The 14,308-nt window shown below is 57.9% G+C and carries 23 protein-coding genes; 22 read left to right on the plus strand and 1 reads right to left on the minus strand.

Translation table 11 applies throughout. The features are described from left to right. Positions 1-333, plus strand: a 333-nt coding sequence (locus ACN0SD_RS12310; protein ID WP_417808540.1) for an integrase core domain-containing protein, incomplete at its 5' end; no start/stop codon positions are given. 104 nt (positions 334-437) lie between these two features. Here the strand turns inward: ACN0SD_RS12310 and ACN0SD_RS12315 are convergent. Next, on the minus strand, positions 438-1,163 hold the full coding sequence (locus tag ACN0SD_RS12315) for a 2OG-Fe(II) oxygenase family protein (RefSeq protein ID WP_417808541.1): 726 nt from the start codon (positions 1,161-1,163) through the stop codon (positions 438-440). Positions 1,164-1,351: 188 nt separating this feature from the next. On the opposite strand from ACN0SD_RS12315, the gene rpmC reads away from it, so the two are divergent. The 21 genes from rpmC (at position 1,352) to ACN0SD_RS12420 (ending at position 14,277) form a co-directional block, all read left to right on the plus strand. After that, entirely contained in the window at positions 1,352-1,552 is a 201-nt protein-coding gene (gene rpmC, locus ACN0SD_RS12320) for a 50S ribosomal protein L29 (RefSeq protein ID WP_038130271.1), read from the plus strand. Positions 1,553-1,563: 11 nt separating this feature from the next. Then, the gene (gene rpsQ, locus ACN0SD_RS12325) at positions 1,564-1,794 is read left to right on the plus strand and encodes a 30S ribosomal protein S17 (RefSeq protein WP_038130273.1); all 231 of its coding nucleotides are present in this window, start codon (positions 1,564-1,566) and stop codon (positions 1,792-1,794) included. A gap of 81 nt (positions 1,795-1,875) precedes the next feature. Beyond that, a complete protein-coding gene (gene rplN, locus ACN0SD_RS12330) occupies positions 1,876-2,244 on the plus strand; it encodes a 50S ribosomal protein L14 (protein ID WP_295536884.1) in 369 nt (122 codons plus the stop codon). Beyond that, positions 2,244-2,549 (plus strand): 50S ribosomal protein L24, encoded by a 306-nt coding sequence (gene rplX, locus ACN0SD_RS12335; RefSeq protein WP_417808542.1) that lies wholly within the window; start codon positions 2,244-2,246, stop codon positions 2,547-2,549. Before rplN ends, rplX begins: the two co-directional genes overlap by 1 nt. Then, positions 2,549-3,106, plus strand: a complete 558-nt coding sequence (gene rplE / locus ACN0SD_RS12340) for a 50S ribosomal protein L5 (protein ID WP_417808543.1) — start codon at positions 2,549-2,551, stop codon at positions 3,104-3,106. Before rplX ends, rplE begins: the two co-directional genes overlap by 1 nt. A gap of 18 nt (positions 3,107-3,124) precedes the next feature. Then, positions 3,125-3,430, plus strand: coding sequence for a 30S ribosomal protein S14 (gene rpsN / locus ACN0SD_RS12345; RefSeq protein ID WP_417808544.1), 306 nt, complete (start codon positions 3,125-3,127; stop codon positions 3,428-3,430). 13 nt (positions 3,431-3,443) lie between these two features. Continuing rightward, positions 3,444-3,842, plus strand: a complete 399-nt coding sequence (rpsH, locus tag ACN0SD_RS12350) for a 30S ribosomal protein S8 (RefSeq protein ID WP_417808545.1) — start codon at positions 3,444-3,446, stop codon at positions 3,840-3,842. A 10-nt stretch (positions 3,843-3,852) separates the two neighbouring features. Further along, positions 3,853-4,386: a 50S ribosomal protein L6 gene (gene rplF, locus ACN0SD_RS12355; RefSeq protein ID WP_417808546.1), complete on the plus strand. Its 534-nt coding sequence runs from the start codon at positions 3,853-3,855 to the stop codon at positions 4,384-4,386. An 11-nt stretch (positions 4,387-4,397) separates the two neighbouring features. Then, positions 4,398-4,757 (plus strand): 50S ribosomal protein L18, encoded by a 360-nt coding sequence (gene rplR, locus ACN0SD_RS12360; RefSeq protein WP_038130286.1) that lies wholly within the window; start codon positions 4,398-4,400, stop codon positions 4,755-4,757. A 111-nt stretch (positions 4,758-4,868) separates the two neighbouring features. Continuing rightward, on the plus strand, positions 4,869-5,435 hold the full coding sequence (gene rpsE / locus ACN0SD_RS12365; protein WP_417808547.1) for a 30S ribosomal protein S5: 567 nt from the start codon (positions 4,869-4,871) through the stop codon (positions 5,433-5,435). Positions 5,436-5,447: 12 nt separating this feature from the next. After that, a complete protein-coding gene (gene rpmD, locus ACN0SD_RS12370; RefSeq protein ID WP_038130290.1) occupies positions 5,448-5,636 on the plus strand; it encodes a 50S ribosomal protein L30 in 189 nt (62 codons plus the stop codon). Between the two features lie 470 nt (positions 5,637-6,106). Continuing rightward, complete coding sequence (rplO, locus tag ACN0SD_RS12375) at positions 6,107-6,574, plus strand: 50S ribosomal protein L15 (protein ID WP_417808548.1); 468 nt, start codon at positions 6,107-6,109, stop codon at positions 6,572-6,574. A gap of 104 nt (positions 6,575-6,678) precedes the next feature. Further along, positions 6,679-8,043: a preprotein translocase subunit SecY gene (secY, locus tag ACN0SD_RS12380; protein WP_417808549.1), complete on the plus strand. Its 1,365-nt coding sequence runs from the start codon at positions 6,679-6,681 to the stop codon at positions 8,041-8,043. Positions 8,044-8,067: 24 nt separating this feature from the next. After that, positions 8,068-8,721, plus strand: a complete 654-nt coding sequence (locus ACN0SD_RS12385) for an adenylate kinase (RefSeq protein ID WP_417808550.1) — start codon at positions 8,068-8,070, stop codon at positions 8,719-8,721. A gap of 184 nt (positions 8,722-8,905) precedes the next feature. Next, on the plus strand, positions 8,906-9,274 hold the full coding sequence (gene rpsM, locus ACN0SD_RS12390; protein WP_417808551.1) for a 30S ribosomal protein S13: 369 nt from the start codon (positions 8,906-8,908) through the stop codon (positions 9,272-9,274). 15 nt (positions 9,275-9,289) lie between these two features. Next, positions 9,290-9,679, plus strand: a complete 390-nt coding sequence (rpsK, locus tag ACN0SD_RS12395) for a 30S ribosomal protein S11 (RefSeq protein ID WP_295536862.1) — start codon at positions 9,290-9,292, stop codon at positions 9,677-9,679. Between the two features lie 119 nt (positions 9,680-9,798). Continuing rightward, a complete protein-coding gene (locus ACN0SD_RS12400; protein WP_417808552.1) occupies positions 9,799-10,815 on the plus strand; it encodes a DNA-directed RNA polymerase subunit alpha in 1,017 nt (338 codons plus the stop codon). 144 nt (positions 10,816-10,959) lie between these two features. Then, positions 10,960-11,379 (plus strand): 50S ribosomal protein L17, encoded by a 420-nt coding sequence (gene rplQ / locus ACN0SD_RS12405; protein WP_038130303.1) that lies wholly within the window; start codon positions 10,960-10,962, stop codon positions 11,377-11,379. Between the two features lie 244 nt (positions 11,380-11,623). Further along, positions 11,624-12,235 carry an autoinducer binding domain-containing protein gene (locus ACN0SD_RS12410; protein ID WP_417808553.1) on the plus strand — a complete coding sequence of 204 codons (612 nt, stop codon included), beginning with the start codon at positions 11,624-11,626 and terminating at the stop codon, positions 12,233-12,235. A gap of 54 nt (positions 12,236-12,289) precedes the next feature. Then, positions 12,290-12,880, plus strand: coding sequence for an acyl-homoserine-lactone synthase (locus ACN0SD_RS12415; RefSeq protein ID WP_417808554.1), 591 nt, complete (start codon positions 12,290-12,292; stop codon positions 12,878-12,880). A gap of 80 nt (positions 12,881-12,960) precedes the next feature. Continuing rightward, entirely contained in the window at positions 12,961-14,277 is a 1,317-nt protein-coding gene (locus tag ACN0SD_RS12420; RefSeq protein WP_417808555.1) for a replication-associated recombination protein A, read from the plus strand. The last annotated feature ends 31 nt before the right edge of the window (positions 14,278-14,308 follow it).

The raw sequence follows: 14,308 nt of genomic DNA on the forward strand, positions 1-14,308 counted from the left end.
GGCGGTTTGATCCACCATTCGGACCGCGGCGGGCAATATTTGTCCATTCGATACACCGAGCGTTTGGCCGAAGCAGGCATCGAACCATCGGTCGGCAGCGTCGGGGACTCGTATGATAACGCCCTCGCTGAGACGATTAACGGTCTCTACAAAACCGAGCTGGTCCACCGCCAGGGTCCATGGCGCAACATGCAAGATCTGGAAATGGCCACCCTCGGATGGGTCGATTGGTTCAACCACAGACGCCTGCTTGGCCCCATCGGAAACATCCCGCCAGCAGAGGCTGAAGAGAACTTCTATGCACAGCGCGACGTGCTCGATATGGTCGCGTGAAATGAAGCTAAAGGTCTCCGGTGAAACCGGGACGATTCAGCCCTTCATTTGCCACTGATTAACGGCAGCTTCATCCGCGCTCCGGCCTTCGCACGTAGCGCCCCTCAATCCACCCACTTATAATTGAAACTCACCGAGATCCGCTCTTCCTCGGCCATGTTCATCGGCACCTCGTGGCGCAGCCAGCTTTCCCAGAGCAGCACGTCGCCGATTTCGGGTTTGACGTAGATGAAGGGTTGCAGCTCGCGCCGCGCGGTCTTCACCCGCGTGGGGGCGGCCATCATCATTGCAAGGCGCGGGTCTTCGAGTTTGAGGGCTGATGCCCCCTCGGGCATCGCGACATAGGTCGTGCCGGAAATCACCGAATGGGGGTGGATATGCGAGGCATGGGTGCCACCCTCGGGCAGGATGTTGATCCAGATGTCTTCCAGCACCAGCTTGCCCGCGCCCAGATCAAATTCCAAATCCTTGGCAAAGGCCGCGATATGTTTGTCCAGCGCCTTCACGATGTCCTTGAAGATCGGAAACCGCCACGGCAGGTCGGTCAGCGAGGCGTAGCTGGTATAGCCCGGATAGTCGTTCTCCTCGCACCATTGCTGACCGGCCTCGTCATCCTCGGCGATGGCATAGCAGGAATGTTCCAACTCGGCGGCGTCGACTTTCGGCGCATAGGCTGAAAGAGGGGCGCGATAGAGGCGGGTGACAAACAGCGACTCGATCTGAGATGTCGCAGCGGCTATGCCAGAGGATGTCGTAGCGGCCTTCTCGATGGCTTTCGCTTCGGCCTTCTTGGCGTCTTTAGCGGGCGATTTCGATTTGGGTTTCGACATGGGATTTTCCGAGCTGATAGGGGTAGGGTTGCCCCGTGCATACGCCAAAGCGGGGCAAAGGCCAATGAATCCTTGCCATATCTGATTCTCTCTGTTAGATGCCGCGAGTTCCTGAAGTCAGGACCGACATAACCCATCAGATCAAGGGTCACCCTATGGGGCCCTCTGATGCCAAGAAAGGACCCGGGATGAACGCCCAAGAACTCAAGGCTAAGACGCCTGATGAGCTGAAAGACGAGCTCGTTTCGCTGAAAAAGGAAGCCTTCAACCTCCGCTTCCAGCAAGCCACCGGTCAACTCGAGAACACCGCGCGGATGCGCAAGGTTCGCCGCAACGTTGCGCGGATCAAGACCGTGTTGAACCACAAAGCTGCTGAAGCCGCGAACTAAGGAGAGCTTTCATGCCCAAACGTATCCTTCAAGGCACCGTGACCTCGGACAAAAACAACCAAACCATCACGGTTTCGGTTGAGCGCCGCTTCACGCATCCGGTTCTCAAAAAGACGATCCGGAAATCCAAGAAATACCGCGCCCATGACGCGGCTAACCAATTCAAGACCGGTGACATTGTTCGTATCGAAGAATGCGCGCCGATCTCGAAGACCAAGCGTTGGACGGTCGTCACGGCCTAACGGCCAAGACGAGCGTTCAGCTCAATCGAAACCCTGGGGCCCCTGACTGCACGGTGGTCCCCATAGGTCGGGAGAAACCTAATGATCCAGATGCAGACCAATCTGGATGTTGCTGATAACTCCGGCGCTCGCCGAGTTCAGTGCATCAAGGTCCTGGGTGGTTCGCACCGTCGCTACGCGTCGGTTGGCGATGTCATCGTCGTTTCCGTCAAGGAAGCCATCCCGCGCGGCCGCGTAAAGAAAGGTGACGTCCGTAAGGCCGTCGTCGTACGCACCGCCAAAGAAGTTCGTCGCGAAGATGGCACCGCCATCCGTTTCGACCGCAACGCTGCCGTCATCCTTGGCAACAATGGTGAGCCGGTCGGTACCCGTATCTTCGGGCCGGTCGTGCGCGAGCTGCGTGCAAAGAACTTCATGAAGATCATCTCGCTTGCTCCGGAGGTGCTGTAATGGCTGCTAAGATCCGTAAAGGTGACAAGGTCATCGTGCTTGCTGGCAAAGACAAAGGTAAGCAGGGGGAAATCACCTCTGTCTCGCCCAAAGCTGGCAAAGCAGTCGTGGCAGACGTGAACGTCTCCATCCGTCACACCCGTCAGACCCAGACCGAACAGGGTGGTCGCCAGCCTAAGGCTATGCCGATCGCGCTGTCGAACCTGTCGCTGATGGACAAAAATGGCAAAGCCACCCGCGTTGGCTTCCGTGAGGAAGACGGCAAGAAAGTGCGTTTCGCCAAGACCACCGGGGAGGCGCTCTGATGCTCGATCAAGCAAGTTACACGCCGCGCCTGAAGGCCGCTTATACCGACCAGATTCGCGCCGCGATGAAAGAAGAGTTCGGCTATAAAAACGACATGATGATCCCGCGTCTGGACAAGATCGTCCTGAACATGGGTGTCGGTGAAGCCGTCAAGGACACCAAGAAGGTCAAGCAAGCCGCCGAGGAGCTGACGCTCATCGCAGGCCAAAAGGCCGTCATGACCATGGCGAAAAAGTCGATTGCAGGGTTCCGCGTTCGGGAAGAAATGCCGCTGGGCTGTAAAGTCACGCTGCGTGGCGACCGGATGTATGAATTCCTCGACCGCCTGATCAACGTTGCAATGCCGCGCGTGCGCGACTTTCGTGGCGTGAAGCCGTCCTTTGATGGTCGTGGCAACTTCGCCATGGGCCTGAAAGAACAGATCGTGTTCCCGGAAATCGACTTTGATAAAGTCGACGAAGTGCTGGGCATGGACATCATCATCTGCACCACGTCCAACGTGGATGCCGAAGCGAAATCGCTGTTGAAACTTTTCAACATGCCGTTCAACAGCTGATCGCGGGGAGAGAGATTAATGGCTAAGAAATCCATGGTTGCGCGCGAAGTGAAGCGTCAAAAACTGGTCAAACAGTATGCGACGAAGCGCGCCGCGCTCAAGGTAATCATTGCGGATCAAGAACGTCCGATGGAAGAGCGTTTTAAAGCGTCTCTGAAACTCGCCGAACTTCCCCGCAACTCGTCGGCTGTCCGCCTTCACAATCGTTGTGAACTGACCGGCCGCCCCCACGCTTACTATCGTAAGCTTAAACTCTCGCGGATCATGCTGCGCGACCTGGCCTCCTACGGTCAGATCCCCGGCATGGTAAAGTCGAGCTGGTAAGGGAGACCGAGATATGTCTGTGAACGATCCTCTCGGCGATATGCTGACCCGCATCCGCAACGCGCAAATGCGCGGTAAATCCACCGTCCGCACGCCGGCCTCCAAGCTGCGCGCTTGGGTGCTCGATGTGCTCCAGGACGAGGGCTATATTCGCGGTTATGAAGCCGCTTCGAATGCCGCAGGGCACCCGGAGCTTGAAATCAGCCTGAAATACTACGAAGGCACCCCCGTTATTCGTGAGCTCAAGCGCGTGTCGACCCCCGGTCGTCGTGTGTACATGGGCGCGAAGGATGTGCCGACGGTTCGTCAGGGTCTTGGCGTTTCCATCGTCTCGACATCTAAAGGTGTGATGTCTGACGCGGCTGCACGCACTGCCAATGTTGGCGGTGAAGTGCTCTGCACCGTGTTCTAAGGAGGGCTCAATGTCTCGTATTGGTAAAAAACCGGTCGAGCTTCCCAGCGGCGTTACGGCGTCTCTGTCGGGCCAGACCATCGAAGTGAAGGGCGCCAAGGGCACCCGCACATTCACCGCCACGGACGACGTGACCTTCACGATTGAAGAGAACGCCGTCAAAATCACGCCGCGCGGCTCGTCCAAGCGTGCGCGCCAGCAGTGGGGTATGGCCCGCTCGCAGGTTGCGAACCTTGTGCAGGGTGTCTCGGAAGGTTTCAAGAAAGAGCTTGAAATCCAAGGGGTTGGTTATCGTGCGCAGATGCAGGGCAATGTCCTGAAACTGTCGCTCGGTTACTCGCACGAAGTGAACTTCGAGGTTCCGCAAGGAGTGACCGTTACGGCCCCCAAGCAAACCGAAATCGTTGTGGAAGGTATCGACCAGCAGCAGGTGGGCCAAGTTGCGGCCAACATCCGCGAGTGGCGCGCACCCGAGCCCTATAAGGGCAAAGGTATTCGCTACAAGGGCGAGTATGTCTTCCGCAAAGAAGGCAAGAAGAAGTAAGGGGCGCAAAAATGGCAAACAGCAAAAGAGATCTGTTCCTCAAGCGCCGCCTGCGCGTCCGGAACAAACTGCGCAAGATGGCCGCTGGTCGCGCCCGTCTTTCGGTGCACCGTTCGTCGAAAAACATCAGCGTTCAGCTGATCGACGACGTGAACGGTGTGACGTTGGCTTCGGCCTCGACGCTCGAAAAAGATTTCGGTGTCGTGGGCAAGAACAACGTCGAAGCAGCCACCAAAATCGGTGCTGCTATCGCCGAGCGCGCCAAGAAAGCCGGTGTCGAAGCTTGTTATTTCGACCGCGGTGGCTTCCTCTTTCACGGCAAAATCAAGGCTTTGGCCGATGCTGCGCGTGAAGGTGGCTTGAAGTTCTAAGACTGGTGGGGGACGTTCGCGTCCCCCCGATGATCCGGGGGCGTCCTTGGGCGGCCCACTTGGATTGCATAAACTGGCGTGCAAGCGCGCCATCTTGAAAGGAATTGCCGCATGGCAGAACGTGATAACCGTCGGGGCCGCCAAGACCGCGACGAAACGCCGGAATTCGCAGATCGCTTGGTTGCGATCAACCGCGTCTCCAAAACCGTTAAAGGTGGTAAGCGCTTTGGCTTTGCTGCTCTCGTCGTTGTTGGCGATCAGCGCGGCCGTGTCGGTTTCGGCAAGGGTAAAGCAAAAGAAGTGCCCGAGGCGATCCGCAAAGCAACTGAATCCGCCAAGCGCAACATGATGCGCGTGCCGCTGCGCGATGGTCGCACGCTGCACCACGATATTGAGGGCCGTCACGGCGCTGGTAAAGTGGTCATGCGCACCGCTCCGGCTGGTACCGGGATCATCGCAGGTGGTCCGATGCGTGCCGTGTTCGAAATGCTCGGTGTGCAGGACGTTGTTGCGAAGTCGATCGGCTCGCAGAACCCCTATAACATGATCCGCGCCACGCTTGATGGCCTCGGCAAAGAAGCAAGCCCCCGTCAGGTGGCCGCACGCCGTGGCAAGAAAGTGGCCGACATCCTGAAAAAACCCGAGGCCGAGGCACCCGCCGAAGCTGCGGAAGCGTAAGGAGAACGGACAATGGCTAAAACGATCGTCGTCAAACAGATCGGCTCGCCGATCCGCCGCCCCGCGATTCAAGCCGCGACCCTCAAAGGTCTGGGCCTGAACAAGATGAACCGCACCCGCGAACTTGAAGACACTCCCGCCGTGCGCGGCATGGTCGCCAAGATCCCGCACATGGTGAAAATCATCGAAGAGCGCGGCTGAGCGTGAGCTTGGTTTGGTAGAGATATAGACGCCCCGGTTGGAAACAGCCGGGGCGTTTTGTTGTTTTGACAACATTTTCTTGTCGGAAACCGCACCCTGAAATAGGTTAACAAAACGTTAATCCATTTTGGAGGCGATTATGATTTTACGATTATTGTTTGTGTCAGCATGCGCTATTTCTTGGATGTCCATCGCTGCTGCACAGGAAGCCCCGCTATCATCGCTTCGAGCGGTCGATACGGTTGAGCACGGCGGAGGCTGCCGCAAAAGCTCCCCGGCTGGACAATGCTGCCACATGGATAAAAAAGCGGGCCGTGTTCACTGCCATTAGAGTGCGGGTAGCCCTTGATCCGCTGCGGCGTTCGCTCTATACGCCCCCGGTGGCCCCTTGGCCGCAACAGAATCAATCACGAAAAGCCGTGTCCCACCCAAAACGCTTCGATGGTGGTGTTCCGGCAAGGAGAAGCGACATGAAACTGCATGAACTAAGCGACAATCCCGGCGCTGCGAAAAAAGCCAAGCGCGTTGCGCGTGGTCCCGGCTCGGGCAAAGGTAAGATGGCTGGCCGTGGTATCAAAGGTCAGAAATCGCGTTCCGGTGTGGCTCTGAACGGCTATGAGGGCGGCCAGATGCCGCTCTATCGCCGTTTGCCCAAGCGTGGCTTTACGCCTCCGAATGCAAAGAAATTCAACGTGGTGAACCTCGGCCAGATCGAGAAATTCATCGCTGAAGGCAAGCTTGATGGCAAAGCCGAGATCACCGAAGACGCGCTGATCGCAGCGGGTCTGGTGCGTCGCAAGCTGGATGGCGTGCGCGTTCTGGCCAAAGGCGAGATCTCCTCGAAGGTCACGATCACGGTCACGGGCGCCTCGAAATCCGCGATTGAAGCGGTCGAAAAGGCTGGCGGCAAGATCACGGTGGCAACTGCCGCTGAATAAGCTGTTGTGAGCGGGCGCGCGCCCGATTACACAGTCTTAGTTTTCCAAGGCGCCGCCCGACCGGGAAACGGTCTGGCGGCTGCTTACATGAAAGAGACAGGCATATGGCATCTGCTGCAGAGCAAATGGCGGCGAACCTGAGCTGGGACGCCCTGGGCAAAGCCACCGAGCTTCGCCAGCGCATCTTCTTCACTATCGGTTTGCTGATCATCTACCGTTTGGGCACCTACATTCCGGTCCCCGGCATCGACGCGCAATCGCTGCGTGACTTTATGCAAAGCGCCGGCTCGGGTCTGGGCGGGGTGCTGTCGATGTTCACCGGCGGCGCGCTGGGGCGTATGGGCGTATTTGCGCTTGGCATCATGCCCTACATCTCGGCCTCGATCATCATCCAGTTGCTGACCGCATTGGTCCCCGCGCTGGAGCAGATGAAGAAAGAGGGCGAGCAGGGCCGCAAAAAGATCAACCAGATCACGCGCTATTCGACCGTTGCTTTGGCGACGTTCCAGGCGTGGGGTTTGGCCGTGAGCCTTGAAAAGGGCGATCTGGCGCATGATCCGGGCCTGTTCTTTGTCGCCGCTGTGGTGGTGACGCTGGTGGGCGGCACGATGTTCCTGATGTGGATGGGTGAGCAGATCACCGCGCGCGGCATCGGCAACGGCATCTCGCTGATCATCTTTACCGGCATCGTTGCGGAAATTCCCGCAGCCCTTGCACGCTTCCTAGAGCAGGGCCGGGCGGGTGCGATCTCGACCCCCGTTATCCTTGGCGTGATGCTGATGATCGCTTTGGTGATCACCTTCGTGGTGTTCATGGAGCGCGCATTGCGCAAGATCCATATTCAATATCCGCGCCGTCAGGTTGGCATGAAGGTTTATGATGGCGGCACCAGCCACCTGCCTATCAAGGTCAACCCCGCAGGCGTCATCCCGGCGATCTTTGCCAGCTCGCTGTTGCTGCTGCCGACAACGATCGCGACGTTTTCGGGCTCTAATACCGGCCCGGTGATGTCGACGATCCTAGCCTATTTCGGCCCCGGACAGCCGCTGTATCTGCTGTTCTACGTAGCGATGATCGTGTTCTTCGCGTATTTCTACACCGCCAACGTGTCGTTCAAATCCGACGAAGTGGCTGAAAATCTGAAGAACCAAGGCGGCTTTGTGCCCGGCATTCGTCCTGGCAAAAAGACCGAAGACTATCTCGATTATGTCGTCTCGCGCATTCTGGTGATCGGCGCTGGCTATCTGGCTGCTGTCTGTCTGCTGCCCGAGATCCTGCGCTCGCAACTTTCGATCCCATTCTATTTCGGTGGCACCTCGGTGCTGATCGTTGTGTCGGTGGCGATGGATACGATCAACCAGATCCAGTCGCATCTTCTGGCCCACCAATATGAGGGCCTGATCGAGCGCTCGCAACTGCGGGGCCGTGGCAAGAAGAAAGGGCCGCGCAAGCCGCCCGCACGCCGCTAAATCGAGATTTCGGGGATACAGACGATGACCAATATCATCCTTTTGGGCCCGCCCGGCGCGGGCAAGGGCACCCAAGCCCGCCGTTTGGTCGAAGAGCGCGGCATGGTTCAGCTGTCCACTGGTGACATGCTGCGCGAGGCCAAGGACTCGGGCACCGAGATGGGCAACAAGGTTGCCGAGGTGATGGCCAAGGGTCAGCTTGTGACCGATGAGATCGTGATCGGTCTGATCGAAGAAAAACTGGCCGCCGACGAGGGGGCAGGGTTCATCTTTGACGGCTTCCCGCGCACGCTGGCGCAGGCAGATGCGTTGGGGCGGTTGCTGTCGCGTATGGGCCAAAAGCTGGATGCGGTGATCGAGATGCAGGTCGATGACGAGGCGCTCGTCAAACGCATCACCGGGCGCTTTACCTGCGGTGATTGCGGTGAGGTCTATCACGACGAAACCAAACCGACGAAAGTGCCGGGCAAATGCGATGTGTGCGGGTCCACCAACCTCAAACGCCGCGCGGATGACAACGAGGAAAGCCTGCGCACCCGCTTGATGGAATACTATAAAAAGACCTCACCGTTGATTGGCTATTACTATCACGCGGGCGAGTTGTTCCAGATTGATGGGCTCGCCGAAATGGACGCAGTTTCGCAAGCTATCTCACGTGTTCTCGATCAGCAGCGCTAATCTGTTAAACAAAGCTTGACCCTGCGGGCGTTTGCCTCTAGGTCACGGCGTCTCTTGTCAGAATCGTTTCCGCTTGGGAAAGATTCTTTGGGGAAGGAATCACGGGCCCGAAGCGCCAGTTTCGGGCCTTGTGTTGTGAAAAAAGGTTCTGGGATCACGGAACCGCAACGAAAGGATAAACGCTTTGGCACGTATTGCTGGCGTCAACATTCCGACCGGGAAACGCGTCCCGATCGCTCTGACATACATCACCGGAATCGGTCAACACACGGCGCGTCAAATCTGCGAAGCCGTTGGCATCGATTCGACCCGTCGCGTCAATGATCTGTCCGACAGCGAAGTGCTTGCCATCCGCGAGCACATCGACGCCAATCTGACCGTTGAAGGCGATCTGCGTCGTGAGACCCAGATGAACATCAAGCGTCTGATGGACCTCGGCTGCTACCGTGGCCTGCGTCATCGTCGCAACCTGCCCGTGCGCGGCCAGCGCACCCATACCAACGCGCGCACGCGCAAAGGTCCGGCGAAAGCTATCGCTGGCAAGAAGAAGTAAGGGGAGGCAGGACAGATGGCTCGTGAAAAAGTTCGCGCTAAGCGCAAGGAACGCAAGAATATCGCCACTGGCGTTGTGCATGTGAATTCCTCGTTCAACAACACCAAGATTCTGATCTCTGACGTTCAGGGCAACGCGATTTCGTGGAGCTCGGCTGGCACGATGGGTTTCAAAGGCTCGCGTAAATCGACGCCTTATGCTGCCCAGATGGCTGCCGAAGATGCTGCCAAGAAGGCACAGGATCACGGCCTCAAGACCGTTGATGTCGAAGTTCAAGGCCCCGGTTCGGGTCGTGAGTCGGCTCTGCGTGCGCTGGCGGCTGTGGGTCTGCAAGTGACCTCGATCCGCGACGTGACGCCGATCGCGCATAACGGTTGCCGCCCGCCGAAGCGTCGCCGCGTCTGATCTAAGTTTCAACGGTTGGGCCGTGCGGACTTCCCGCGCGGCCCAACCGTGTTTTTCGGTTTTTTCCTCGGGCGTCCCGACTTTGGACATGGGTCTGGGACAAGTATGGAGGCAAACGCATGATCCACAAGAATTGGGCCGAATTGATTAAGCCCACGCAGCTTGACGTGAAGCCGGGCAATGACCCGCTGCGCCAAGCGACCATCGTAGCGGAACCGCTGGAGCGCGGCTTTGGCCTGACGCTGGGCAACGCGCTGCGTCGTGTTTTGCTCAGCTCGCTGCAAGGCGCTGCAATTACCAGCGTTCAGATCGACAACGTGCTGCACGAGTTTTCCAGCGTGGCCGGTGTGCGTGAAGACGTGACCGATATCGTGCTGAACCTCAAAGGCGTGGCTTTGCGCATGGATGTCGAAGGGCCCAAGCGCCTCTCGATTTCGGCCAAGGGTCCGGGCGTTGTCACCGCAGGCGACATCACCGAAACCTCGGGCATCGAAGTGCTCAACAAAGAGCACGTGATCTGCCACCTTGATGACGGCGCCGATCTGTTCATGGAACTGACCGTGAACACTGGCAAGGGCTATGTTGCCGCTGACAAAAACCGTCCCGAAGATGCGCCGATCGGTCTGATCCCGATTGATGCGATCTACTCGCCGGTCAAGAAGGTTGCCTACGAAGTTCACCCGACCCGCGAAGGTCAGGTTCTCGACTATGACCGTCTGACGATGAAGGTCGAAACCGATGGCTCGTTGTCGGCAGATGATGCGGTGGCTTTTGCGGCACGCATCCTGCAAGACCAGCTGTCGATCTTCGTCAACTTCGACGAGCCGGAATCGGCTGGCAAGCAAGACGCGGATGATGGTCTCGAGTTCAACCCGCTTCTGCTCAAGAAAGTGGACGAGCTGGAACTGTCGGTGCGCTCTGCCAACTGCCTCAAGAACGACAACATCGTGTATATCGGCGATCTGATCCAGAAAACCGAAGCAGAGATGCTGCGCACGCCGAACTTCGGCCGCAAGTCGCTCAACGAGATCAAGGAAGTGCTTTCGGGCATGGGGCTGCATCTTGGGATGGAAGTCGAAGACTGGCCGCCGGAAAACATCGAAGATCTTGCTAAGCGTTTCGAAGACCAGTTCTGATTGACGAATAGGGGGGCGTTGGATAGACGCCCCTCACAAATGCCCGGAACTGCCGGGGACGATCTGGATCGCAAGATCCCAAGGTGAGTTGGTGACACGCATCGCCAGCCTGACAAAGTAAAACGCTAGATTTGGAGACTTCACATGCGTCACGCTCGCGGCTACCGCCGCCTAAACCGCACCCACGAACACCGCAAAGCGCTGTTTGCTAACATGGCCGGCTCGTTGATCGAGCACGAGCAGATCAAAACGACTCTGCCTAAAGCCAAAGAACTGCGCCCGGTCATCGAAAAGCTGATCACGCTTGCCAAGCGCGGCGATCTGCACGCACGCCGTCAGGCTGCCAGCCAGCTCAAGCAAGATCAGTATGTTGCGAAACTGTTCGAAATTCTCGGCCCGCGCTACAAAGAGCGTCAGGGTGGCTACGTTCGCGTTCTGAAGGCGGGCTTCCGCTACGGCGACATGGCTCCGATGGCGATCATTGAATTCGTTGATCGTGATCCGGCCGCCAAAGGCAAGGCTGACAAAGCCCGCGTCGAAGCCGAAGAAGCCGCTGAGGATTGATCCTCGGGCACCGAGTTCGTTGCTTAAAAATGTCGCTAAGACGAAAACCCGCCCTCATCGGCGGGTTTTTTTCATGCTTCTCAGGAATCGCCTTAGAAATGGCCTAATCATTCTTGAAGAAAGGAGGCATCCTGCACTTTGCAAACCGTTAAAAATTGCGTAATCATTGAAAAAGAAACAAGAAAAGCCTCGGTATAATTCACTTTAAAGTTGACCGATTTTTCCTCAACCTGTCTAAAAAGATATGTCGATACAGAGTAGAATCGATCTGAAGTTAAAAGAGCTGGGCCGCAGGGCGCCGCTTGGGTATTTTGTTGGATTGCATATCCGCTTTACCGCCCCGCTAATGACTTACCAAACCTATAGTAAGGCTTGGTTGGATCATTACACGGAAAACGGGTTTGTATTGCGCGATCCAATGACAGCCTGGGGGTTCTCTTCCAACGGCTCGATCCGATGGAGTGATCCGGGTCTGCCTGATCCGTTTCATCTTTTCGTCGAGGCGCGAAAATTCGGCCTCAAATACGGGTGCACAATTTCCTGTGGCCCGATTAAATCCCGTACAATCGCAAGTTTTGCGCGCGACGACCGGGAATATAGCGACGAAGAGATCGAGAGTTTGATGGAGATCGTGTGCGAGTTGCACGAGCTAACTCAGCCTCCCGAAAGCCTGACGAAAGCCCAGATCGAGGCGCTGCGCTGTGTTGCTGGGGGCGATCGACATGCGGCGGCAGCCGCGAAACTGGGTATATCAGAAAGCGCTCTCAAGGCGCGGCTGAATTCTGCGCGAACGAGGCTGATGGCCAGAACAACGGCCGAAGCTATCCAACGCGCAAAGGACTATCGACTGCTTTAATGTTTGTTGCCCTCCGCACGGCTGTTTGACCACCCAACCCTGCAGGAGGAAGACATGCAGACCACCACACTTTCATTCGATAATTTCCACAACCATGGCACGTTGTTTGCCAACATGCTTCGGGCGCGGCGCGAGTTGTTCATCGTGCAAAACAAATGGGATCTGCCCGAAGCGATGGGCATGGAATACGACCAATATGACACTCCGGCCAGTCGCTGGGTTGTCGTCCATGACGAACTGGGCAAGGTGCTGGCAGGCAACCGTCTGACGCCCACGACCACGAAATGCGGCATCTATACCTACATGATCCGTGATGCGCAGCGTGGCTTGCTCAAGACGATTCCGTCCCATTTGCTGTATGACGAGGCGCCTGTGTCCGAAACCGTCTGGGAAAGCTCGCGGCTGTTCGTCGCCCATGACGTGCCTGCCGGAATCCGGCGTCGCGTTCATGCCAAGCTGGTGATGGAGATCGGCAGCGCCGCACGTCGCTTGGGTGCACGCTCGGCGTTGACGTTGCTGAACGCGAACTGGCCACGTTGGGCCGGGCGCGTGGGCATTGATATGACCGCGATGGGCCCGGTGATGGAGATCGACGGGATCGACAACCAAGTGGTCTCGATGGATTTCTCGCAGAACCTCCATTGACCTATAAAACGCGTCCCCGCGCGACCCCACGCGCGCGGGGGCTTTCCCATGCCCCGGCTTAGCACTAGTTTGCCCTAGATATGGCCGATATGTTTGACACCCCCTCTGATCCCACCGCTGGCGCGCCGCAGGCACCGCGCCCGCTGGCTGACCGCATTCGTCCGCGCACCCTGTCCGAGGTGATCGGGCAGGAGCAGGTGCTTGGCCCCGATGCGCCGCTGGGGGCGATGCTGGCGGCGGGCTCGCTTGGCTCACTGATCCTGTGGGGGCCGCCGGGTGTGGGTAAAACCACGATTGCACGGCTGTTGGCGGATGCATCTGATCGCGCCTTCGTGCAGATTTCCGCAATTTTTACCGGCGTGCCCGATCTGCGCAAAGTGTTCGAGGCCGCCAAACTGCGCGCCACGCAGGGGCGGGGCACGTTGCTGTTCGTCGATGAAATCCACCGATTCAACAAGGCTCAGCAGGATAGTTTCCTGCCCCATATGGAAGATGGCACGATCCTTCTGGTTGGCGCGACCACGGAAAATCCCAGCTTTGAGTTGAATGCCGCTGTGTTAAGCCGGGCGCAGGTGATGATCCTCGAACGGCTTGATCTGGCCGATCTGGAACGCCTCGCGCAGCGCGCAGAAAAGGCACTGGATCGGGCCTTGCCGCTAACGGGGCCGGCGCGCGAGGCGCTGCTGGAAATGGCCGATGGCGACGGGCGCGCGTTGCTGAACCTGATTGAGCAGGTGGCGGCGTGGAAGCTGAGCAAGCCGCTGGATGTCGATGCGCTGTCCACGCGGCTGATGAAGCGCGCCGCGAAATACGACAAGTCAGGCGATGAGCATTATAATCTGATCTCGGCCTTGCATAAATCGGTGCGCGGCAGCGATCCGGATGCCGCCGTTTACTGGTTCGCGCGGATGCTGGAAGGCGGCGAAGACCCGCGCTTTCTGGCGCGTCGCCTGACCCGCATGGCGGTCGAAGATATCGGTCTGGCCGATCCGCAAGCTCAGGTCCTTAGCATCGACGCGTGGAACACTTACGAACGCCTTGGCAGCCCCGAAGGCGAGTTGGCGCTGGCGCAACTGGTGCTCTATCTTGCACTCGCGCCGAAATCGAACGCGGGCTATGTCGCCTACAAGGCGGCGCGCGCCGCAGCCAAGCAGACCGGTTCTGAACCGCCGCCCAAACATATCCTGAACGCGCCAACCAAGCTGATGGAAAGCCAGGGGTTCGGTGCGGGCTATCAATATGATCACGATTCAGAAGACGGCTTTTCGGGGCAGAACTTCTTTCCCGAGACGATGAAGCGTCCGGTGCTATATCAGCCCGTCGAGCGCGGCTTTGAACGCGAGTTGAAAAAGCGCCTCGATTGGTTCTCCAAGCAGCGCGAGCGTCGCCAAACTTGACATTTGCCGCCCCCTTCGGTCCAAGGGCGAC

It is taken from the genome of Thioclava sp., assembly GCF_048263065.1.
Taxonomy (GTDB): Bacteria; Pseudomonadota; Alphaproteobacteria; order Rhodobacterales; family Rhodobacteraceae; genus Thioclava.